A 22564-nucleotide genomic window follows, 5' to 3' on the forward strand; every position below is an offset into this window, starting at 1 on the left:
TGATCTGAGTTGGTGGATGCGGTTGCTGTGCCAGCGTGTGGCAATGCGAGCCAACCGTGAGGACGAAGAACACGGTCGCTTTTTCCAAGATCGATACAAGGCGACTCGGCTCACCGATGAGGCGTCTTTGTTGGCTTGTGCGGCTTATGTGGATCTCAATCCGATTCGGGCGGCGATGTGCGAGCGGATCGAAGACAGCGATTTCACCTCGGCTCAGCGGCGAATCCAAGCCGAGCAAGAAGAAGTTCGCGAAACGCCACCCGACGAAGCGACACGTAACGAAACGCCACCCGACGAAGCCACGGGCGAGCGATCCGAACCGATCGCGAAATTGCGGCATCGTCGCGATTCGTTTCTGTCGCCTGTTTCGATCGACGAGCTGCTTGATCCGATCGGCCCGTGTGGCAGTGCCACGCCGGAGCGTTGCAGCGACAAGGGATTCTTAGCGATGTCGCTGGCGGACTACTTGGAACTATTGGACTGGACGGCCCGTCAGACGGCCCCAGGCAAACGTGGCAAGACACCCGCAAGTGTGCCGCCCCTTCTCCAGCGACTCGGTTTGGATCAAGCGTCTTGGTGTGAGTTGGTTAGCGACTTCGGCAAGCTGTTTTGCACCGTTGCTGGTAGTCCCGACAGTGTCGACTCCATGCGGAGTCACGGCACTCATCGACGCTATCATTTGCGTCGCCGGGCACGCGAGCTATTCGCGGTCACGGACTAACGTCCGGGATCAGCTTCTTATTTGCTTCAGCTCATTGGCCCAACAGGCCGATCGTGGATGAGGCATGCACTTTTCTCGTCGCAAACGCCGGCAGACCCGGCAAAACCAAAGCTGTCGACGCTTCGGTGCTGGCGACTTTTGTTGAATCAAGGTTGTAGCTCGGTTAAGCTACATGCGGATGAGCTGGCAAAGTGTCGTGTCCCCAGGCTCTTCGAATAACCGATCCGCCCGTCCCAACGGCACATCGTGCCGTTGGGCGCTTACGCAGACTCGGGGATCGTAAATCCTTGGTTGCGTAGATAAGTGTCGAATCGCATCAGAAATATTCGGAAGCGATTAGGTTCGATCGATCGCAAAATCGCGATGTCGTTGAAATGGGGAAGATGAAAACTGGGCATAAAACACCTGATACAAAATGCGGCTCATTATGTGCGTCCGTGAGGTCAGACCTGCCGCCAGCGATTGCTAGCTATTTTTCCTTTTGACTCTCTATCAGACGGCAGGCAAGTGACACGTTTGGTCACACGCCTCCGGAAAAACGGAAAAACTCCTACGACCGCTGCAGCCTGCTCAGGTGCCGAAAACCGGAAAACCCGACATTTCCCAGGCTTTTCGCTGCTCGTCCCAATGATCGAGCATCGTGATTTTGCGAAGAGACTTTTCGGAGGTTTCTGGTTTCCCTCGGTCAGACGTGCTCCATTTTGCGAACCTTGCCCGTCAGAGATCGGCAAAGTCGGGAAAAATACTCAAAACGAGTTCTTTCGGGCGGGCCAACGAAGGCTCATGCTCATTCAAGAGGAGCCGAGTTAGCTGAAATCTGCAAAAATGTTTACGCCTCGCGCAAGATTTCGATTCCCGATTCAGTCTTGCTGTTAGAAGTGAATCGAGACCCTTAACCGACGAACTCATGAAGCCAACGGACGAACTAACCCGAGCCAGCCTTATTCTGCGGCTTCAAGACGCAGAGGACATGGCTGCATGGGACGAGTTCGCTGGGATCTACGGTCCCGTCGTTTTCAACGTCGCTACGAGCCGAGGCTTTCAAGCCGCAGACGCAGAAAATCTGGTCCAAGACGTATTCATGGCGGTTGCCAGCTCGATTTCCAACTGGCTGCAACGGGATGACCGCGGCAGTTTCCGTGCATGGCTGCTGCGGATCGCTCGCAATGCCGCTGTCGACATGATCACACAGAAAGCGACTCGCTCCTTGGGACGCGATGGAAGCGAGGCCCAGTTCCACTTGGCCAATCTGCCTGCGTTATCTCAGCTATCCAGTGCTCTCGATCTGGAGTACGAACGAATGATCTTTCAATGGGCCGCCGATCGTGTTCGCGAGTCGGTGGCGGAACACACTTGGCAAGCGTTCTGGCTGACTAGCATTGAGGAATTGTCCGTCGAAGCTGCAGCGGCGAGGCTCAACACTCGTCCCGGCAACATCTATTTCGCACGCAGTCGTGTGATGGCACGGATCAAGCAGCTTGTCCAGCAGTATCAGCACCAACGATGAACGATAATCAAGTTACGTGTGATGACGCAGCGTTGGAGGACATGCTCCGGAGCGACCAATCGTCAGAGCCCAGCGAGGAATTGCTCGCTCATGTAGAAACTTGCAATCTCTGTCAACAGCGAATCAGCGAACTGGCCGGACCGGCGGCGATGTGGCATGGTGTGAAAGTCGCGATCTCGGAAACCATCAGTTCAGATCAACAACGCTGCTTTCCGCCGGTCAACTTAGATCAATCAGCCATTCACTGGACCGAGTCGATGGCCAGGCAGTTGCTTTCACCGCCCACGCATCCGGAAATGCTCGGACGACTGGGGCGATACGAAGTGGAACGGTTGATCGGTTCGGGCGGGATGGGAGTTGTGTTCAAGGCATTCGATACGGAACTGAATCGACCCATCGCGATTAAACTGCTGGCCCCGTATCTCGCCAGCAGCGGGCCTGCCCGGAAACGGTTCGCACGCGAAGCTCGCGCGGCTGCGGCAGTTGTGCATCCACACGTGGTGCCAATTCACAATGTTGAGACAGAGCGTGAATCACCATTCATCGTGATGCAGTATGTATCCGGCGAATCGTTGCAGGCTCGCATTGATCGCGATGGGGCTCTTGAATTGTGTGAGATTCTGCGGATCGGAATGCAGATCGCCGATGGCTTGTCAGCCGCCCATCAACAGGGCATCGTCCATCGTGACATCAAGCCTTCGAATATCCTGCTGGAAGAAGATGTCGACCGCGCTTTGATCAGCGATTTTGGACTCGCGCGCGCAGCCGATGATGCCAGCCTGACTCGCACTGGATTCCATCCCGGTACACCGCAGTACATGTCACCCGAGCAAGCGTCCGGTCAAAGTGTTGATGCACGGAGCGATTTGTTCAGTCTCGGCAGCATGCTATACACCATGTGTACCGGGCGGCCACCGTTCAGAGCGGAGAACAGCTTGAGTATCATGCGGCGGATCACAGAATCCGAGCCGACCCCAATTCAAGAGATCAACCCAAACATCCCGGAGTGGATGAGCGCGGTGATCACAAAACTGATGACGAAAAGTGTTCAGGACCGGCTTTCATCAGCTGCGGAAGTGCGAGAACTGCTAGAGGTCCTCCTCAGCTACGTGCAGCAACCGTTATCCAATTCACTGCCAACCTTACCTTGGCTCTTATCTTCCGAGGCCGCCCCCAAAACGTCCGAATCAAAAAGAAGATGGCTTAATATGAAAACGCTTGTACTCGGAAATAGCTTGCTCATTGCGTTTGCAGCGTTCTTAATGCTTCCAACCGATCCGGTGCCGGTTCAGCAAAACGGAGCCAGCACTCAGGGAACTCACGGTGACAATGGAGATCTCAGCCAAGAAGAGAAGGCCCGTCTTGAAAGACTCACCAAAAACAGCCCGCTGATCGTTGTTGGGAAGTTGCAAGAAGGCGAACCAACGGGAAGTGCAATGTCGCATTTGTTTGAAGCGAGTCAATTTCTTAAAGGCAAGCCAATCACGATCGATGCACTGTTTTCAAATGTTGCAGCCATTGACCCCGTTGATCCGATCGCGAATCAGACTCCTACGGGCAACCTCCCACGACTGAATGCTGGAGAATACTTATTGGTCTTGGAACAAAAAGAAGTCACCAGCTCGTTTGCGGTCTCCATATTCGGCTTAAATGTCACTCCCGAAAAGACCTTTAACCGCTTCATTATTCGCGACGGAAATCAACATGCGGCTTGGCCCGTGAATTCACCGCAAGCTGTGTACATCAGACAGTTCTTAACGCTCCTACAAAGCAAAGAAACGGATAAGGAAGTACTGGGACATGGCTACTCACGGCAGGGCGACTTCATCTACTTTAAAGAGCAGCGTATCGATCAGGCTGGAAGAGAAGACTTCGATAGGTTTGCCAAATCTACCAATCTCAAGCTGACTCCTTGTGCGGACGTCGACGCCGCGAGCTTCAAGGCACTGAGCGAAGAGTACACCAAGGACAAGAACAAAGTCTATTACAAATGGATTAGCAACGAACGTTTTTGGGTCGTGGAACTTCCTCTGGCCGATGCCCAAAGCTTTGAGGTTATCAGTTCCAATCTGGCTAAGGACGCGACAAGTGCTTGGTGGTACGGAGAACCTCTACGAGGCGTTGATCCGAAGACTGTAGAACTTGTGAATGCGGGATTTGCCTGGAAAGATGCGAAGAGCGTTTGGTATCAGAGAGAAAAGATTTCTGGCGCCGATGCGAAGACGTTCCGACATCTAAAGCAGGCGTTTTATCGGGACGCGAATCGAGTCTATTGGTCGATGACTCCATTAGAAGGTGTCGATCTCGATACGTTTCGCACATTCGGCGATGACAGTCCATATGCTGCAGATCGACGTAGCGTTTGGAAAGGCAATTCAAGAATCAACGGATATGATGCGCCGACGTTCCAGGCAATTCACCAATCTGTCATTAAGGACAAAAATGGTGTCTACGCCGGCGACTATCTGATTGAGAACGCTGACCCTAAGTCTTTCCTCAAAATAGCGGACCTCGATACGTCCTTGTCAGCCCTCCTGGCGGATGAGCATCAGTACTACGTCTTTTTGCCATATTACGGCGACGTCTATCAGGTCACTTCGACCGCCAATTCGCTGAATGTCAAGCGTTCGATCTGGCCACCAGGAATCAAGCAAAAAGATCCCGTCGCAATCGCGACCGCAGAACTCGGAGAGACCGGTTGGAAAAATCTGAATATTGCGGCAGACCCCGCAATCAACACGGCGCAGTTGCAGGATCGAGAAACGCACTTATTGAATATCTACACGGCCCAATTCACCAAGGCTTGGGAGATTATTCGCGAAAGGAAGATTCAGAATAACTCGGTCGCACAGACGACTCGCGAAGAACAGATCGCACAAGAAGATCAGCCTGAAAAAGGAAAACCGTCAAGCGAAGGTTGGCGGGCGGACATTGTCGCTTTCGACACCTACCTCGGCGAACTCGCGGGCAAGGCGAGAGTCCCCGACGAGCCATCGCTGGAGAAGAGAGTCACGGTCGTACCCGCGGCCGGAGAGACGAACTCGGAAGTTCTGCCGGTCACGGATGGTGCCGGTGGATATGTCGACATGGCCCCTGCCGAGGATACCGTCCAATTTCAAGTCAACAAAGCGTTAAAGGGGCAAAATGTAAAGTGGGAATTTGAATTGGCACATGTCGCAACGAAGTCCTTTAATGGTGTCGCCCATCTAATGCCGAAATCGGTAATCAATGCGAATGCAAACCCGTTTCTCGCAACACTCATCATTGACACATCTGACGAACTCGAGTTCAAGGCCGGAGACATCGTGAAGCTGGAGGGGACGATTGGCGATGCGTCTGAGAACAAGGGACTCGGCGGTCTCCTAAAACCCTCCGGCCCTGTCGCGGTGTACCATCTGGACTCATCGCCTCACACAGTTTTCTGGTTGGGACTGGAGAACGTCAAGATTTCAGGTCCAACTCGCAAGACAACGGCACGCCTTCAGCCTGCTCCAGAAGTTACCGCTTTCGCGAAAGAATTGCTCCGTGCTTGCATGCTTTACGACGAAAAAAAGCTGGACCAACTTTATGCTTCTGAGGTGCAATTGCTCCCAGGAAATCGTTTGTTTTATTTTGGACTCGAAGTCCCGGGAAAAATGACCGAATACGGAGTATCGATCAAGCGAGATGAAATGCTGGTTGCTCTCAAGAAGCAGGCGGCAGTGGATCCCATCCCTAGTGTATTCATTGGTCAGTTCATGAACTTGTACCGGATCGAGCAATTGGATGTCGCGGTTGGCGACTATGCCACAGAACCGAATCAACCAAGCGAATCGCTATTCCAATCAATGCGTTTCAAGATCAAAGAGAACGATGTCTTGCTAAAAATCTCCGCCGGGGGTGCGTGCAGATTCGTGCAACTCCGCAAAGCAGACGAACAATGGAAAGTCATAGCCGAGTACTAATCTCGCTTTGTTTCTAAACTTGTCGCGGAATTGGCTCTGTCGGAAAGAAATGGGAGTGAATTGATGAAAGAAGACGAGAATCCTTTTGCAAGTCCATTGTCATCTCCGGCACTGCCGGTGCACGACGCTCCAGTCACCTTCCCACGACGTGCCCTTTTGGGTTCGCTCCTAGTCATGCTTCCGTGGCCAATGTTAGGCATCGCTGCATGCATGGGCTTGTCGCTATTTGAGAAGTCGAGCGAAGCGATATTCATGTTTGGCAGTATCACCATGATCTTTCTCTTGCCGCTTGCATTCGTTGTAACTTCAGAGTGGATTTACGGCACATTGATCGGAATTGTATGGCTACTGGTACTTTTCTTGCCTCTTTGGCTAGGAAAGAGAGCCCTTCGCCCCAGATTCCATGTACAGACCGTGTTAGTCTGCCAATCGCTTTTCTCTGCGATGCAGGCTGGACTTGGGTTTTTAATGATTTTGGGTAAACAATGCTGAGAGCCTGCTTGTGACCTCAGGGTGAGCGCATCTAATTTCCCGTGTTTCAGGCGAATTCGTGGGTTGTCGGTGGCTTCAACGGCTCGGCCGGGTCCTTGGGGACGGGGGGACCTTGGCGGGACCTTGGGGAGGCGGGACCTTGGGGACATAGCACCGCAGAGGCTATTGACTTGGCACTCAGTAGCGGAAACTATGACGGTGTCGAGTTTGCTGAATTGGTAGCCAATGAGGTGCGTGATGGCACGGATGAGTCGAGCGGAAGTTTTTGATCCGGGCGAAGTCGCGGTCGGACACGTGTTTAGCCGTACCGTCAGACGGTGCTTTCTCATGGGCGATGATCCTGTCTCTGGGAAGAACTTCGACCATCGCAAACGCTGGATCGAGGAATATTTGCAGCAATTCGCGGCGTATTTCGGAATTGATCTGCTTTGCTATAGTTTGCTTTCAAATCATTTTCATTTGATTCTTAGGTCTCGACCGGACGTCGTTGCGACTTGGAGCGATGAAGAAGTTGCCCGTCGTTGGATGATGCTGTGCCCCAGCCATCGCAAGGCGGACGGATCGCCGATGGAACCGACCCAACCGGAGATCAACTCCATCGCCGGTTGTCCGGTTAAGCGTGAAGAGATTCGGCGTCGTTTGAGTGATCTGAGTTGGTGGATGCGGTTGCTGTGCCAGCGTGTGGCAATGCGAGCCAACCGTGAGGACGAAGAACACGGTCGCTTTTTCCAAGATCGATACAAGGCGACTCGGCTCACCGATGAGGCGTCTGTGTTGGCTTGTGCGGCTTATGTGGATCTCAATCCGATTCGGGCGGCGATGTGCGAGCGGATCGAAGACAGCGATTTCACCTCGGCTCAGCGGCGAATCCAAGCCGAGCATGAAGAAGTTCACGAAACACCACCCGACGAAACGCCACGTCACCAAACGCCACCCGAGGAAGCCATGAGCGAGCGATCCGAACCGATCGCGAAATTGCGGCATCGTCGCGATTCGTTTCTGTCGCCTGTTTCGATCGACGAGCTGCTTGATCCGATCGGCCCGTGTGGCAGTGCCACGCCGGAGCGTTGCAGTGACAAGGGATTCTTAGCGATGTCGCTGGCGGACTACTTGGAACTATTGGACTGGACGGCCCGTCAGGCGGCCCCAGGCAAACGTGGCAAGACACCCGCAAGTGTCCCGCCCCTTCTCCAGCGACTCGGTTTGGATCAAGCGTCTTGGTGTGAGTTGGTCAGCGACTTCGGCAAGCTGTTTTGCACCGTTGCTGGTAGTCCCGACAGTGTCGACTCCATGCGGAGTCACGGCACTCATCGACGTTATCATTTGCGTCGCCGGGCACGCGAGCTATTCGCGGTCACGGACTAACGTCCGGGATCAGCATCTTATTTACTTCAGCTCATCGGCCCAACAGGCCGATCGTGGATGAGGCATGCACTTTTCTCATCGCAAACGCCGCCAGACCCGGCAAAACCAAAGCTGTCGACGCTTCGGTGCAGGCGACTCTTGTTGAATCAGGGATATAGCTCGGTTTAACTACATGCGGATAGACTGGCAAAGTGTCGTGTCCCCAGGCTGTCCCCGTGGTGAAGGCCTTTCGTTCGCCGAAGTTCTTTTGGCCGAACGCATCGAACCGGTCTTTGAAGAGCATGGCTGCTTGTTTGGCTTGCATGGAGTCTATATCACCGCGATTATCGTGTGGTCTTTTCTCTCTCAAGTCCTACGTGACGGCAAGTAAACTTCTTGCCAAGCTGCGGTTGTACGCGTCGTTACATTTTTTCTTTTCTTTTATGCTAGCGACATAAGCTGTTCAGGTGACCGACGCTTGCGACGGACGACTCCCAAACCGGCCGTTGCGGCGAGCGCGAATAGAATGGCCCCCGACGGTTCGGGAACTGCCGTCACTTGCACTCCGAATGCCACATCATCGATCGATATCCGATGCGTCGTGTTGGTATTGGGCTTGTCGAGACGGATCTGCAAGAATTCCCCAGAAAAGCTTCCGAGTGTGCCGAACGTGGACGCGATATCGAAACGATGCTCGGTCCAGTCGGTGGTCGTTGAAGTTAGGCCGCTTATCAACCCGCGAGAAGCATACGTCCCGTTGATTGTCGAGCTGGTCCAGATACTTGCGTTGATCGTCGACGGGTTGATGTGCAAGCTGTTCGCGCTTAGATTAGAAATTCGCGAATAGAATGAGAATTCATACGTCTTGCTACTGTCATATTGAACGCCCAAGTTTTGAACGATCGTCGCAGCATCGAAGTAAAACGCAAACTGTGCTGCCCTCGAGCCGGAATTCACGCCGGACCCAGGTGACCCTGTTACTTGGATCACACTAGTACTATTGTTATTCACTTCATTGTCTTCACCAATGGTAAACCAGGGAGTTGAGGTCGAAGTAAGTACCGGGGACACCGTTGACTCGAACCCTGGGTCTTGAACTAGGTTTGAAACGATGGCTGCTTGGACACTGGCGGCGGACGTCAGCAAAAAAAACAATAAACAAAATCGTGTCTTCAAGGTTACTTTCCTGTTAGCGTGGAATAAATCGGGTTTCAAGGGTCTAGCCGAAATGGGGTTCGACTTTTTCGGGCCACGTGTTTAAAAATTCAGATAGCGATTGGTCCCGGTCATCGGTGGACAATCTTTATCGTGGAGTGGATTTGCTCCGTGTTACAGCGTTTTCAAATCACTTTAAGCTCTAAACATTTCAATCGTCTTCCGATGCAAAAATGAGAATGCTTTGAGGTGGAAGCCGGTACGGAGATTTGCCGTCGGTCACCGACAAATCGTCTTGAACAGACATGTCATCGTCAGAAGTCGTCAGGAACACCTTCGCAGATGAGCCACTGAGTCCTAACAAGTCGACGTCCAATTTCTCGTGTGTCGGGTTGCACACCAAAAGCACCAATTCGTTTTGCGGTGTTTCAAAGGCAACCATGTCGATCTCGGTCGAACCTTCGGCATGGAGTGCCGGATGTTCGCACGTCACTTGCCGAACGACCGATCCAACCGGTGCTAGATTCCATAGCTTGCTGAAGATATGAAACAGCTTCGTTCGCTTGAGGTCTGAGTCGCTTCCTAGCAAGAGTGCTTGCAGATGCCCGGGTGGATTGGTTGGGCTGTAACCCTGCCACCATATCCAGTATTCATGAGGCAAGGTCGCGATCTCGCGATTAAACTGCCTCAAGGCTCGGAAAGTGAGCTCCATTTCCGATAGCGAATTCTTATAGTCGATCGAGTGTTCCGTGGCCCAAAACTCATAGTGCGGGAATTCTCGCTTGAGTCTCTTGAGCGAACTTGAGTACTCCTCGATGTATTTCATGTCCCACTGCTTATCATTGGTCAGGTCGTAGGAATGAACCGCTGTACCTTGTAATGCCGCAGCTAGTGCATTGGGTTTGCCGCCGATCTTACCCAGCGCGTACCAGCCTTTATACATGATCGGATTTCCATGATCCCGATCGCCGTAGTCGTTGTGTTCGGGACCGATGATCTTTACCGCTTGAAGACCTTCGGCGTTCAATGCGTTGCGTAGCATAATGACGACGCGGTGGTACTGGTCATGTTCATATTTGCAGGCGTCGTAATCGGGTGACCAACGGGGTTCGTTTTGTAGGCTGACGGCGACCGGGGCGTCCAAGCCTTGAGAGATCAGGTACTTTACCGCCTTCGCGTAGAACGTCACAAACTCTTCTTCTTTATCACTACGAAGTTTGGTTTGGACCTTTTCATAATCGGGATCTTTCATGATGCCAGGAAAGTAGTCGGCCTTCTTGTCTCCATCCCCGACGCGGCGCCAAAAACCCCCTTCAGTTCGTGCCGGTTCCTTTAGCGATGCGGGTGGGCTCCAGACCGAGATCAGATACTGAGAAATTCCAGCTCGTTTGGCGATATGTAAATGCTGAACGAGAGACTGGATGTGTCGTTCATTCACTTTTGACGGGGCATTAGCGTCGTAATAGGGCGGTGATAGATCGACACGAATGATCGATATGCCGAGTTCCTGGTAGAGCGCCCGCAGAATGTTTTTCTTCAACACGGTCCCAGGAACATCTTCCAGTGGTACAAGACTAGAATTCGGTCCCCAATCCGACCCGCGATGGTATCCTGGAAAAACGCCCCACCCCTTGATCGTTTGCAGCTTCGTGTCGGTGATCGTGACGGACTGCCCCAGCGAAGGTGTTCGCGAATCGGACAGTAGTAATCCAGCGAACAACAGGGCGACGCAAATCTTCCCACTGCGCAAGAGCGTGAAATCGCGACAGATCAATAGGAGGAAACGGATATACATTTAGTTAGTTGCTCAGCTATACGGACCGACGACCGCTTAGAACTCGTTGCTGATGACTTCCCTGTTCGCCCGTGTTCCAAGAAATCCCCATAAGCCATAGGGACTTGGCCGACCGGCGTCGCTGAGGGCATCGACCGGCATCGCCCGGGAATTTCCGGCCTCAATGGAATCGGTGATGAACTTGACCGCCCCGTCACCCATCAACACGTGGGCACCGCCCTGATGCCGACTGCTCGCACTCCCCATACAAGAGGAACCGTCATTCGTCTCAAGCACCGTTTCGGAGTTTGGCGGCAGGATAGTTGTGAAACCTGTATAAATCGGCAAGGCATCGGCCCAACGAAAGCCGCGTTTTCGAAGTTCTCCGGTTAACAACGTAGGGTTGGTACACCCCGCGCCACCGTTGCACCAAAACAGAGGTCGCGACGGATCTTTCCAATTAGAGGTTTCGGCAAATTTCGGATTGAGGAAAATTCCCGTACGGGCGGCACTCCATTGATCGCTCGACGAGTTCGGGGCTTCGGTTCGGATATCTCTATCGCCAAGATGTGTCGTAATCTCCCCACAAATGATCGTGTTGGCGAGTCCATCTAGGATGTCTTGGAACGCGTAATCCTTGCGAAAACCAAATGCACCACGAAATGTGGTTCGGGTGACCTCTGCGCGAGTGCTATTTTCAATCCACGTCCCGGCGGACGCATCGAACCGAAATGATCCCCAAGCCTGCATACGAAGTGCATCACCTAAACATGCCGCATAATTCGTACGTCCCATCGCAGGCAATCCCCGACCTGGGTCACTGGGGCAACGGAGCGTTGAAATGTCCGTGGCCCAAGGAACATATTCGGGTTGGGATGGCCCAGGCCCCATTGCGGACCAGGAGCCGGTCATGGTGGTCTTTGAAACGTTGCTGCGACTCGGATTCGCGATACTTTCCCACATCGCCTGTTGCTCAATGAACGGCATTAGGCCGACCAAGTAACTCAATTGCATTCCATTTTGCCCGCCGCCGGTCGTCGGATTTCCACCTTCCTCGCTGCCGATCGAGCTGCGGAATGTGCCGGTCCCATGTTTTGGCAATTGATTGAACGCTGCATGATAATTGTGGATGCCAAGACCAATCTGTTTGAAGTTGTTGCTGCAGCTCATTCGACGGGCGGCCTCTCTGGCGGCCTGAACGGCGGGAAGCAGAAGTCCGACGAGCACGCCGATAATCGCGATCACGACAAGCAGCTCCACCAAGGTGAAACCCCCTCGCCGCAAGTCGTATGCTTCCTTTGCTATTTTCATGATTCAAAGCTCACTCAAAAATAAAGAGTTGATAAGTCGGGGGTATATCTGGCTGTTCCAGACCGACCTGAAGGCACGAACGAATCTAAGGCGTGGATGTCCGCGCCTTCTTCTCCAATTGGGCTTGCCGTTCGGCCTCCGCAGTACGTTCCGCGATCATTGCTTCCATCGTCGCCTGCGAGTCTGCAGGCGGTTGAACGACTGAGTTGTTGTTGTTCGAACCGCACCCAAGGCTAAGAGGAAAAAACAGCGGAGCGAGCATTACCAGTAGGAAGAATCTTGCAGAACGTGCTGGTAGGGAACGACGTTCCATATTCATTCCGATGAAAAGGGGGTTGACTTGGAAAAACCCGTTAAACTTGCCGTTTAGTGGCGGCGATCGGCACCGTGGGGACCAACTAAGGTCGATTCGTGTTTTGTTGAACGTTCCATAATAGTGGGCGATGGTGGCGAGTGTCAAGCAAAACTCTCGGAAGACGCTGATGAATTCCGCTGCGAACGGATGCTTGATGAATTCTCGGTGTCCCACGAGCAAAACTCGGCTAATTCGACGATTTTTGCCGCCTGGCTTCGAGTCTGGCCCGCGTTTCTGAGGCGTTTTCTGCCGTCAGCGAATAGTATCGCAAAACGAAAATCGCGACCAACAAAACGAACACGGGAAGTAGCGTCATCATCAATTTCATGCGAAAGAACACGTCAATCTGATCCGCCCCGTTGTTGACATCAAACCCGGTCAGCTCCAGCAACGGTCCGGACGCCCCGAAACCGAGCGTAAAGCTCATCTTCACCACCCAAGAGTAGGTGGACGAATAACTTCCTTCCCGCCGAGTTCCTGTCGCGAGCTCGTCCTCGTCTGCGATGTCGGCCACCATCGAACCAACGAGCAGCCATGTCGCCTGGCTGCCGAACCCGAGAAAAATTGGGTTGATTAGCGTCAAGTAGGGGGCGTTGGGCCACAGGACGAAGTAGGTCAGCAGGCAACCGAGCAGTTGCGTTACCAACGCGATCATCATCACCTGTTTCTTACCCCATCTCGGTGACAAAAAATCGGCCGTGAAAATCCCCACGAGGACGCCAACTGTGTAGATCGTTTGCGTCAGACCGTTGAAAGTTGACGCCCTGACAAGGTCACCCTCCAGGACGTAGTAGCCGATGATGAATTGGCCGAAGCTTTTGACCAATGCGGTGCTAGAGACAAAAAAAACGGTCACAAAGATAAGGATCAAAAAATTGCGGTTCTGGAGCGTCAGCCTCAGGTCGTCTCGCAGTCGTGACTTCTTACGTTGCTTGACAACCTCCGAATTGGCGAACCGTTCACGCACGAACAATGCGGGCAGGACGCCAAAGACGACCATGATTGCCCCCATCACTACCGTGACGTAACGGGTGCCTCGCAGCGTATCGGGTGCGCCCGTCACGGGATCGCGAAAGATGTCCAACTGCGTCAACGACCAACTCCATCCGATCGCCAATCCGAATAGGATCGCAAAAATGAAGCGGTAGGAGTTGATCCGCGTCCGTTCGTTGTAATCGGGCGTCAGCTCCATGTAGAGGCTGTGGTACGGCATTGCCCAAACGCCAAGTGAACTGTAAAGCAACAGTCCAGAGACGACCATCCACGCCAAGATCCATTCCTGGCTGGCATCGCGCGGAAAAAACCACATCAGGGGAAAGGTCACGCCGATAAGAATAGCACCGACAAAAATGTAAGGTCGCCGCCGCCCCCAGCGGCTGTTGGTGTTATCGGATATCCAGCCCATCAGCGGGTCGGTCATGGCGTCCCAACATCGGAACGACACAAACAGAAGACTCACCACCCATGGCTTAATTCCCAACTGCATTGTCAACACTGGGCTGGCGAGGGCCAGCGGAATCCAAACTGGCCATGAATCGACGAACGACGCCATTCCGTAGACAAGCTTCTCCAAAACGGAAACGTGACTAACGACCTTCGACGGCGGCACAGATTCGATCATGTTGTGTCACTCGCATCGCGGCTGATTCAAGGGTACATCTGCTTAGGGACGTAGAATAAGCTCCCACTTATTGTTCCGGTAATGCGATCGAACCGCCCGGGATCAAACTCGGTTGCAGAACAATCGGTTCCACCGATTCGCCGGCGATCAGTCTCAATAATAATCGTGCGGCATGGACGCCCATTTCGAATCGATTGAACGAAGAACGCGTTAACCAAGGAAGCGTTTCCTTGAGTTCGTCGGCATCGTCGCAACTAACGGCCGAATAGTCGCAAACGCCGAGGCCAGCCAGCGACAACTCGCCGATCACTCGGATGCTAAGATAAACATCGCTAAAGACGACTGCCCCCGCGCTGCGGACGGCTTCCGGCAGATCGTTCGGTCGCGGGGCATCGCGACGAAGCGAAACAAACGTCGTTCGCAGGTCGATTTGGTTGCGTTTCGCCGCGTCCTGAATCCCATCACGACGCATTGCGAACGAGTAATGCATCCCCTGACCAGCCACTCGTTCAATGCTCAAAACCCGCCGGTGTCCGGCGTCTGCCAACGCTTGCAATGCCATTTCCCCCGCGCGGCGTTCATCCCGATGTACACATGCGTTGGAGTCGCGACGATCGACATTGGCCCAAACGATCGGTTTGTCGTTGGCTCGGATATGCGACTCAAGCTGTTCGCCGATGTCATCGATCACAATGAACCCATCCACCATTTGCTCCCGCAGCCCACGTGAAAGCGGCTGTCCGGTTTTTATCTCGTCATTTGATACCGGCAAGAGGCTCATGACATACCTTGAATCCGTTAAGACAGAATTTAGGCCGAAGACAATTTCCATGCTTACCGCGTGGGCCAAGCGACTGTTGGCATCCACCGGCAACACCACCCCAACCATCATGCTCGACTTGTTCTTCATCGACCTGGCAGCTGAATTGGGTCGGTAGCCCAACTCGTTAGCGATCCGCTCGACCTGGGCAACGCGTTGAATTCCGCGAACTCCCTTTTGTCGGTATTTGCCACGCAATACCCGGCTGACCGTCTCGACGGAAACACCTGCTAGGTCTGCGATCTCCTGAAGTGTTGTCATGGTTTCCGGATTGTGGAAGTTGGAGTGGAACTGCAAGCCGCGTCTGAGGGTAGCAAAAGACGCAACGGTTGTCCCGAACCCGAAACGGATAGATTGCGAAACCGAACCACTAGCCCGGATTATTCACGACCCTAATTTGACCCGGGTAGTCGGTCTATATTTGATTCTTGGCCGACCGTTGAGTTGACTAGCGTGGTTTCGGCGCGGACCGCCCCCTACCCCATGTCGTGGTTTATCGTAGGTGGGCTACTTCAGGCCGAGCTGATACCAGGAGGCTGGTAGCTCGAAAGCACTTCCCCGAGGCGACGAAGATGGTTGGCCCATGGCCAACTTGATGAAATCTGCACTCGAACTCGACGAGTGCTCACGATCACACGGCAAGCCACTTTGATGACATGCGTTCGCCATGTGCAAGCATGACCTTGGCCAAGCGGATCGCGACGGCGACGAGAGAAGACCTTGGGACCTTGGGGACATAGCACCGCAGAGGCTATTGACTTGGCACCCTGTAGGGGTAATCATGACGGGGTCGAGTTTGCTGAGTTGGTAACCACTGAGGTGCGTGATGGCACGGATGAGTCGAGCGGAAGTTTTTGATCCGGGCGAAGTCGCGGTCGGACACGTGTTTAGCCGTACCGTCAGACGGTGCTTTCTCATGGGCGATGATCCTGTCTCTGGGAAGAACTTCGACCATCGCAAACGCTGGATCGAGGAATATTTGCAGCAATTCGCGGCGTATTTCGGAATTGATCTGCTTTGCTATAGTTTGCTTTCAAATCATTTCCATTTGATTCTTAGGTCTCGACCGGACGTCGTTGCGACTTGGAGCGATGAAGAAGTTGCCCGTCGTTGGATGTTGCTGTGCCCCAACCATCGCAAGGCGGACGGGTCGCCGATGGAACCGACCCAACCGGAGATCAACTCCATCGCCGGTTGTCCGGTTAAGCGTGAAGAGATTCGCCGTCGTTTGAGTGATCTGAGTTGGTGGATGCGGTTGCTGTGCCAGCGTGTGGCAATGCGGGCCAACCGTGAGGACGAAGAACACGGTCGCTTTTTCCAGGATCGATACAAGGCGACTCGGCTCACCGATGAGGCATCTGTGTTGGCTTGTGCGGCTTATGTGGATCTCAATCCGATTCGGGCGGCGATGTGCGAGCGGCTCGAAGACAGCGATTTCACCTCGGCTCAGCGGCGAATCCAGGCCGAGCATGAAGAAGTTCACGAAACGCCACCCGACGAAGCGACACGTAACGAAACGCCACCCGACGAAGCCACGGGCGAGCGATCCGAACCGATCGCGAAATTGCGGCATCGTCGCGATTCGTTTCTGTCGCCTGTTTCGATCGACGAACTGCTTGATCCGATCGGCCCGTGTGGCAGTGACACGCCGGAGCGTTGCAGCGACAAGGGATTCTTAGCGATGTCGCTGGCGGACTACTTGGAACTATTGGACTGGACGGCCCGTCAGGCGGCCCCAGGCAAACGTGGCAAGACGCCCGCAAGTGTCCCGCCGCTTCTCCAGCGACTCGGTTTGGATCAAGCGTCTTGGTGTGAGTTGGTTAGCGACTTCGGCAAGCTGTTCTGCACCGTTGCCGGTAGTCCCGACAGTGTCGACTCCATGCGGAGTCACGGCACTCATCGACGTTATCATTTGCGTCGGCGGGCACGCGAGCTATTCGCGGTCACGGACTAAGGTCCGGGATCAGCTTCTTATTTGCTTCAGCTCATCGGCCCAACAGGCCGATCGTGGATGAGGCATGCGCTTTTCTCATCGCAACCGCCGCCAGACCCGGCAAAACCAAAGCCGTCGAGGCTTCGGTGCAGGCGACTTTTGTTGAATCAGGGATGTAGCTTTGTTGAGCTACATGCGGATAGACTGGCAAAGTGTCGTGTCCCCAAGCTCCTCCCTAACGAGTCCCGCGAGCGGAGACGCCCGAGTGTGTATGCGTCGATGACATCAGGATGTGAGTCGGCGGTACGTCACTTTGCGACTGCAGCAATTTGCGAGCTTGGTCAAAAACTTCTCGCGGTATCCCAACGTTGTCACAGATCGCGAAAACGATCGTGGTTTTGCCATCATGGAACGCCAAACATCGGACATGCAAATCGTCATGAATTTCAGTCGCTGGCGGTGAATCCCAATTACCGATGATCGGCAATCCTAGCGGCGGCGTGATTTTTGTGATGCTCGCGCCCGCCTGAAACACACGAGTCTCGACGGCGGCAACGGAACCAGCAATCGCGATCATCAAAACAATGCCCGTCATCAGACGCAGCAGGACAACAGCTCTGCCGCGATCATGGGTGCTTACCCAGGCATGCGATCCGGTCGATAGAGTGTGATTCATGAGTACCATGCCTTTTCGAAAATGGATGCTTCAACGTGATGACGGCTTCGGTTCAATGGTATGCAATCATAGCCGTTTTTTAGCTGGACCCGTCGCCTGAATTATTCTTCTCGGAAAATTCGGGAGCCGCTCCCTCGGATCAACAACCCAATGATTCGTTGGACGTTCATTGGAATTGTCCGAGTCGAGGACAAATACGTGAGCTTCCTCGGCGACGAGCCACCGTACTTATCACGTTATTCCATTCATGGGTCCAAAGACCCCAACTCGTAGAGTTCACGGACTTCGAGTTCATCAAACGCACGATTGAAAACCGCGAACTCGTCCATCCGTCCGTTGAAGTTGCGTACTAGCCACGGATCGTAGGGTTTCGCGGGGTTCCAATTTCCGAGTTCCGCATTACCGATTCGCAGCTTCATGCGAGCTGCATGATCATTTGAATCTTGATCATGATGCAGATGGATATCGAACCGGCCAACCAGTTCTCCGTCAAGGAAATGGGAGACATACTCATTCTGTGAATCGATCACTGCAACCAAGTGGATCCAACGTCCCAGGTCCTCGTAACCTAATACAGCACGGGACAATGCTATCTCGCGAATCGCATTGGGCGGCTTGATCCCCACATCTAGCTGCCCGGTTGACTTCACCTGCCAATGCACATCGCCTGACTCAAACGCATCTGTTAGCAGTATCGAATTAAAACTCCGGTCAAATCCGTCAACACGAATCCACGTAGCCAAGGTCAACTGATTGAAATCACCAGGAATGCTAAGTCGAACTCGATCCCCTGGCCGTTTAAAATCGAGTGATTGTTTCATTTGCCAACGGCCCTCTGACCACTGGCATCCGATAATGGACCCGTGAGCGGTATTCGCGCAACGATTGACTAATGACAGAGGTCGATGGGAGTCCATTTGAAAATCGTAAAGGACAACCAAGTCGCTACGTTCTTTCAGGCGGTTCTGATAACTCTCCCACTGTGCCTGTCGCCGTTCATCTCGTTCTTCCCGGCGAACTCTCAGGATGGCTGTATCAGTGAAATCGTTCGATCGCGAGTCAATCAATTCCCACGGCGAACCTCCTGACAGCATCCGAACGGCCGCACCCGTTAACACAGAGCGTTGGGATTGATCGCCTGGCCGAGCCAAAATCTCAACCTCTCCTTCAAACACGTGCAGTTCCTGCTGTCCATCAACGTTCACGATCACACCGAAATCGGTACCCCGATCGACGTATTGAGCTTTCTCCGTTTCGATTACGAACCCCGTAGCAGAAGGGGGAACGTGACACCGCACTTTTCCGAAGTGAAGAAAACCTCTGAGTTCTGAGATCAGCTCCAGCTTTGCGGGCGCCTCTACGACAGCAGACGCACCACTATTGAATACGAGCTCGATCCAACCTTCTCGAAGCTCTAGAATTCTTGGCGTGATCCCTTCACCGACACGAGGGACGTCGACCTGATTTACCCAAGCGACGTCCACCGAGCTTTGCAGAATTGCGACCGGCTTTCGCTGTCGTGCTCCTGTTTGAGGAAGCTCCATCGCTTCATATTCATTCTTTCTCGTCTCGAATTCGGCTAAATCACTTGATTGCTGTAAAACCTGATTCCCGTTAATTCGCGGCGACAACCGACCTTGGTAGTCGCCTGCAAAGCGATCGAACTCGCGGACGCCCAAAACCAATAGTAACGTGGTCGCGCAAACCAAGCCCGCCACCCACAAGCTCCAGTGCTGCGTCCGATTGACTTGCAGTGGATCGGGTTGCAACGGCTTGTCTACCGTCGTATTCCTCGCATTTCGATCGCGATCGGATTCTGCTCCGCCGCGGCTCTTCTCGGTGGCATTCTCAGTGGCATTCTCAGTGGCATTCTCAGTGGCATTCTCAGTGCGAATCGGCCATCCAGGTTCATCGAGCGAATCGGCCGCCTCGTGGAGCGCCGCGTGCACCTGCATGGCGGCTCGAAAGTGATCTCGGTTTGCCTTACTGTGCGAGAGCAATTCAGATAGATGCTTGAATTCTTCCTTGGTAATACGCCCATCCACGTAGCGATCAAACAAATCGGCGATCAACTGCGTAGTCGAATCATCCAAGCGGTTATCGGTAGGTTCTTCAGCGTGTTTCATGTTGCCAACGATCTCATTTTCGCTTCAACGCATTGCTGCAGTTTGCGTCGCAAGCGTCCGAGCGATTTGTAGAGGCTATTAGATGAGACTCCCATCCGCTCAGCGATCGAGACCACTTTCACGCCGCTGGCATAGACCGATAGCACTAACGTTCGATCTGCGTCAGAAAGTTGTACCAAGCAGGTTTTCAGTATTTCCTGAACCGGCTTCTTCGTATCCTCGATGGGATGCTCTGCGGCCAACAAACCGATCAAATGTTCGTCAAAAACGAAACGGTCTCGGGCGAGACGACGACGATACATCAATACCTCGAATTTTGAAACTACGAACGCCCAGGGTAGGAAACCGTCATCAGACTCTAGCTCTGAGAACTTCTTCCAAAGCACGACACTTACTTCCTGCATCACCTCATCGACAGCATCGCGGTTGGGCAACAGCGTGAAGAGAAAACCTCTCACCTGCCGCTCATGTAACGCGAATAAACGCACAAACCGCGGAGCTTCATCGTCTCGGGAAGAGAGTTGATCTGGTTTGTTAGTCAATTGGATAACCCGCTGGCCTGCCATTTTAATCGGACGCTGATCCTCTATGGAGTTTACTGCCAAGGGTCAGCAAACTTGCCACCTCGAATACTGAGAATCGAGGAATGATCCCGCAATGAGGATCGGTTCTCCTCAAAGATGCCGCCAAGATCTCAACCATCGCCCTTGGCCGGGAAGGGGGCACGTGCGTTCTGCTATCACACGCATTTTTCGCAGTGTGTACGCATGGTGCGTTCAGAACTGAAGCTTGATTTGGGAAGTCAAACAAATTCTGATCAACTTTCCAGTTTTTAGGGGCTGGTCCAGCCCTCCTGCGGCAGTAAACCGCAATAGATATCTGTTTTTCAGCGGTGCAAAAACAGTCAAACATCTTCCGACCCCACAAAGTTTGTCCATTTCTTGAAGGAGCTTTTCATTTCCCTGATCAACCTAAAAAACATTCGACGATTCACTTTGCTAGCGGCTTTGCTGGCGCTATCTGTTGGCTGTGGTCCTGATAATTCTGCAGCGACCGTCACAATTGACGCCAACGACCCGCTTCTGCAGGAATCGGATGCTGTGAAGGATTATGTCCCTGAGACTGGCGATGAAAATTCGGGAATTGTTCCTTGAATCGAGATGCCGACTCGCACTGACGATCACTCGTTTTTCTTTTTTTCTCTTTCGAGGTATGTGACAAATGTTACGAATTCATCAACCTTCACCTTCCCGCCAGCGAGGCTTCACTCTCGTTGAGCTGCTTGTTGTTATCGCCATCATCGGTGTACTGGTCGGCCTTCTGTTGCCGGCCGTGCAAGCCGCCCGTGAAGCGGCTCGCAGAATGTCCTGCAGCAACAACTTTAAACAGATCGGTTTGGCATTGCACAACTACCATGCCGCCTATGACGCGATGCCAGCAGCCACCGGTGGAACGAATGGCTTCACCGGTCACACGCGTTTCACGGGAGACTTGAGTCCGATTGGTGGGGATGACGTAAACAATCGTGCCCATCTCGCATGGACGGTTGGTTTGCTTCCCTTCTTCGAGCAGCAAGCATTGTGGGAACAGATTTCAAACCCGTTTACCGTGGGAACGACAAGCTGGCCCGCAATGGGCCCCGGTCCGGAGCGTAGTACAGCTTACCCTCCGTTTCGGACGGAAGTTCCCATGCTCCGTTGTCCCTCTGACCCCGGCACTCCATCGGAATGGGGCCGATTGAATTACTCAGCCTGCCTCGGCGATGCAGTGATCATTCCAAACTGGGCCTATCAAAACGGAATTGGTGTGACGGCACACCGCGGTGTTTTCCGTCCGTTCAAGCCGTTCGGGTTCCGCGATATTCTCGATGGTCTGTCGAACACCATTGCCTTCGGTGAGATCGGTACCAGCCTCGATGATAAGCAGTTAGTCGGCACCATTCGCTCCGGAATCAGTTCAGGTGGGATGTATGGGGATCCAGCAAGCACGTGTTTCAAGAATACCACGGACGTGATTGATCCGGCTCGCCCCCAATTCTATCGTGATCAACCGTACTGGTCGGCGTCGGGCGGATCCAACCACCGTCTTTTCCGACGTGGGCATATTTGGGCCAGCGGAGTGGTAGGACGCAGTGGTTTCCAGACCATTGCCCCGCCCAATAGTGCCAGTTGCAGTGGTGCCAACGGCAACCCGCGAAACTTCCCTAACAGCGGCGCAGGCTCCAACGGAGTGTTCTCCGCAGGCAGCTATCATCAAGGTGGCTGCCATGTTTGCATGGCTGATGGCGCGGTGAAGTTCATCACCGATAGCATCGAGGCAGGGAGCGGTAACCAAGGAACTGTGGGACGGACGATCGATACTGGAGCTCAGTTTTCAACTGCTGGTAGCAAGAGTCCGTACGGACTATGGGGATCGCTTGGTACCAAAGCGAACAAAGAAACGATCGAAGAGTTCTAGTCCGTTCGCCTCGTTGCATTGGTCGATTCAGTTCAAACCGTCCCTCAGCTAGGCTGAGGGCGGTGCTGGACGAGCGAAATCGTGAGTATCGAGCGGGACCTTGGGAGCGGGACCTTGGGGACATAGCACCGCAGAGGCTATTGACTTGGCACTCAGTAGCGGAAACTATGATGGCGTCGAGTTTGCTGAATTGGTAGCCAATGAGGTGCGTGATGGCACGGATGAGTCGAGCGGAAGTTTTTGATCCGGGCGAAGTCGCGGTCGGACACGTGTTTAGCCGTACCGTCAGACGGTGCTTTCTCATGGGCGATGATCCTGTCTCTGGGAA

The 22564-nt window shown here is 53.5% G+C and carries 16 protein-coding genes; 7 read left to right on the forward strand and 9 right to left on the reverse strand.

All coding sequences use genetic code 11. From position 1 onward, the window contains the following. The 5 genes from Pla100_RS29015 to Pla100_RS29035 form a co-directional block, all read left to right on the forward strand. Positions 1 to 721: transposase (locus Pla100_RS29015; RefSeq protein WP_390620676.1), on the forward strand; the 721-nt coding region annotated here is incomplete at its 5' end. A 907-nt stretch (positions 722 to 1628) separates the two neighbouring features. Then, positions 1629 to 2228 (forward strand): RNA polymerase sigma factor, encoded by a 600-nt coding sequence (locus Pla100_RS29020; RefSeq protein ID WP_146582679.1) that lies wholly within the window; start codon positions 1629 to 1631, stop codon positions 2226 to 2228. Positions 2229 to 2551: 323 nt separating this feature from the next. Beyond that, complete coding sequence (locus Pla100_RS31335; RefSeq protein ID WP_197168323.1) at positions 2552 to 6172, forward strand: protein kinase domain-containing protein; 3621 nt, start codon at positions 2552 to 2554, stop codon at positions 6170 to 6172. 63 nt (positions 6173 to 6235) lie between these two features. Beyond that, complete coding sequence (locus tag Pla100_RS29030; RefSeq protein WP_146582681.1) at positions 6236 to 6664, forward strand: hypothetical protein; 429 nt, start codon at positions 6236 to 6238, stop codon at positions 6662 to 6664. 237 nt (positions 6665 to 6901) lie between these two features. Next, positions 6902 to 8029 (forward strand): hypothetical protein, encoded by a 1128-nt coding sequence (locus Pla100_RS29035; protein WP_146582683.1) that lies wholly within the window; start codon positions 6902 to 6904, stop codon positions 8027 to 8029. Positions 8030 to 8060: 31 nt separating this feature from the next. Here Pla100_RS29035 and Pla100_RS29040 read toward each other — a convergent pair whose 3' ends face one another. The 6 genes from Pla100_RS29040 to Pla100_RS29065 all read right to left on the reverse strand — a co-directional run bounded on the left by Pla100_RS29040 (position 8061) and on the right by Pla100_RS29065 (position 15305). Then, the gene (locus tag Pla100_RS29040) at positions 8061 to 8333 is read right to left on the reverse strand and encodes a hypothetical protein (protein WP_146582685.1); all 273 of its coding nucleotides are present in this window, start codon (positions 8331 to 8333) and stop codon (positions 8061 to 8063) included. Between the two features lie 116 nt (positions 8334 to 8449). After that, positions 8450 to 9184, reverse strand: a complete 735-nt coding sequence (locus Pla100_RS29045; protein ID WP_231603766.1) for a PEP-CTERM sorting domain-containing protein — start codon at positions 9182 to 9184, stop codon at positions 8450 to 8452. Positions 9185 to 9374: 190 nt separating this feature from the next. Beyond that, complete coding sequence (locus tag Pla100_RS29050) at positions 9375 to 10958, reverse strand: glycoside hydrolase (protein WP_146582689.1); 1584 nt, start codon at positions 10956 to 10958, stop codon at positions 9375 to 9377. A 36-nt stretch (positions 10959 to 10994) separates the two neighbouring features. Further along, complete coding sequence (locus tag Pla100_RS29055; protein ID WP_146582691.1) at positions 10995 to 12248, reverse strand: DUF1559 domain-containing protein; 1254 nt, start codon at positions 12246 to 12248, stop codon at positions 10995 to 10997. Positions 12249 to 12790: 542 nt separating this feature from the next. After that, on the reverse strand, positions 12791 to 14224 hold the full coding sequence (locus Pla100_RS29060; RefSeq protein WP_146582692.1) for an MFS transporter: 1434 nt from the start codon (positions 14222 to 14224) through the stop codon (positions 12791 to 12793). A 67-nt stretch (positions 14225 to 14291) separates the two neighbouring features. Then, positions 14292 to 15305 (reverse strand): LacI family DNA-binding transcriptional regulator, encoded by a 1014-nt coding sequence (locus Pla100_RS29065; RefSeq protein WP_146582694.1) that lies wholly within the window; start codon positions 15303 to 15305, stop codon positions 14292 to 14294. A 565-nt stretch (positions 15306 to 15870) separates the two neighbouring features. Here Pla100_RS29065 and Pla100_RS29070 point away from each other — a divergent pair. Continuing rightward, complete coding sequence (locus Pla100_RS29070) at positions 15871 to 16998, forward strand: hypothetical protein (protein ID WP_146582696.1); 1128 nt, start codon at positions 15871 to 15873, stop codon at positions 16996 to 16998. Between the two features lie 214 nt (positions 16999 to 17212). Here the strand turns inward: Pla100_RS29070 and Pla100_RS29075 are convergent, their stop codons facing one another. The 3 genes from Pla100_RS29075 to Pla100_RS29085 form a co-directional block, all read right to left on the reverse strand. Beyond that, a complete protein-coding gene (locus tag Pla100_RS29075; RefSeq protein ID WP_197168325.1) occupies positions 17213 to 17653 on the reverse strand; it encodes a hypothetical protein in 441 nt (146 codons plus the stop codon). Between the two features lie 245 nt (positions 17654 to 17898). Beyond that, complete coding sequence (locus Pla100_RS29080; RefSeq protein WP_146582698.1) at positions 17899 to 19779, reverse strand: LamG-like jellyroll fold domain-containing protein; 1881 nt, start codon at positions 19777 to 19779, stop codon at positions 17899 to 17901. Next, complete coding sequence (locus Pla100_RS29085) at positions 19776 to 20345, reverse strand: sigma-70 family RNA polymerase sigma factor (RefSeq protein WP_146582700.1); 570 nt, start codon at positions 20343 to 20345, stop codon at positions 19776 to 19778. Before Pla100_RS29085 ends, Pla100_RS29080 begins: the two co-directional genes overlap by 4 nt. Before the next feature lie 655 nt (positions 20346 to 21000). Between Pla100_RS29085 and Pla100_RS29090 the strand changes: the two genes are divergently transcribed. Then, positions 21001 to 22236, forward strand: coding sequence for a DUF1559 domain-containing protein (locus Pla100_RS29090; protein WP_146582702.1), 1236 nt, complete (start codon positions 21001 to 21003; stop codon positions 22234 to 22236). Positions 22237 to 22564 lie beyond the last annotated feature (328 nt).

It is taken from the genome of Neorhodopirellula pilleata (assembly GCF_007859915.1).
Lineage (GTDB): Bacteria > Planctomycetota > Planctomycetia > Pirellulales > Pirellulaceae > Rhodopirellula > Rhodopirellula pilleata.

Bases quoted from the DNA above. Each gene is read 5' to 3' on its own strand.
- Pla100_RS29055 (WP_146582691.1), bottom strand. From the start codon at position 12,248: ATGAAAATAGCAAAGGAAGCATACGACTTGCGGCGAGGGGGTTTCACC.
- Pla100_RS29075 (WP_197168325.1), bottom strand. From the start codon at position 17,653: ATGAATCACACTCTATCGACCGGATCGCATGCCTGGGTAAGCACCCAT.
- Pla100_RS29085 (WP_146582700.1), bottom strand. From the start codon at position 20,345: ATGGCAGGCCAGCGGGTTATCCAATTGACTAACAAACCAGATCAACTC.
- Pla100_RS29060 (WP_146582692.1), bottom strand. From the start codon at position 14,224: ATGATCGAATCTGTGCCGCCGTCGAAGGTCGTTAGTCACGTTTCCGTT.
- Pla100_RS29090 (WP_146582702.1), top strand. From the start codon at position 21,001: ATGTTACGAATTCATCAACCTTCACCTTCCCGCCAGCGAGGCTTCACT.
- Pla100_RS29050 (WP_146582689.1), bottom strand. From the start codon at position 10,958: ATGTATATCCGTTTCCTCCTATTGATCTGTCGCGATTTCACGCTCTTG.
- Pla100_RS29070 (WP_146582696.1), top strand. From the start codon at position 15,871: ATGGCACGGATGAGTCGAGCGGAAGTTTTTGATCCGGGCGAAGTCGCG.
- Pla100_RS29065 (WP_146582694.1), bottom strand. From the start codon at position 15,305: ATGACAACACTTCAGGAGATCGCAGACCTAGCAGGTGTTTCCGTCGAG.
- Pla100_RS29040 (WP_146582685.1), bottom strand. From the start codon at position 8,333: ATGCAAGCCAAACAAGCAGCCATGCTCTTCAAAGACCGGTTCGATGCG.
- Pla100_RS29035 (WP_146582683.1), top strand. From the start codon at position 6,902: ATGGCACGGATGAGTCGAGCGGAAGTTTTTGATCCGGGCGAAGTCGCG.
- Pla100_RS29030 (WP_146582681.1), top strand. From the start codon at position 6,236: ATGAAAGAAGACGAGAATCCTTTTGCAAGTCCATTGTCATCTCCGGCA.
- Pla100_RS29080 (WP_146582698.1), bottom strand. From the start codon at position 19,779: ATGAAACACGCTGAAGAACCTACCGATAACCGCTTGGATGATTCGACT.
- Pla100_RS29020 (WP_146582679.1), top strand. From the start codon at position 1,629: ATGAAGCCAACGGACGAACTAACCCGAGCCAGCCTTATTCTGCGGCTT.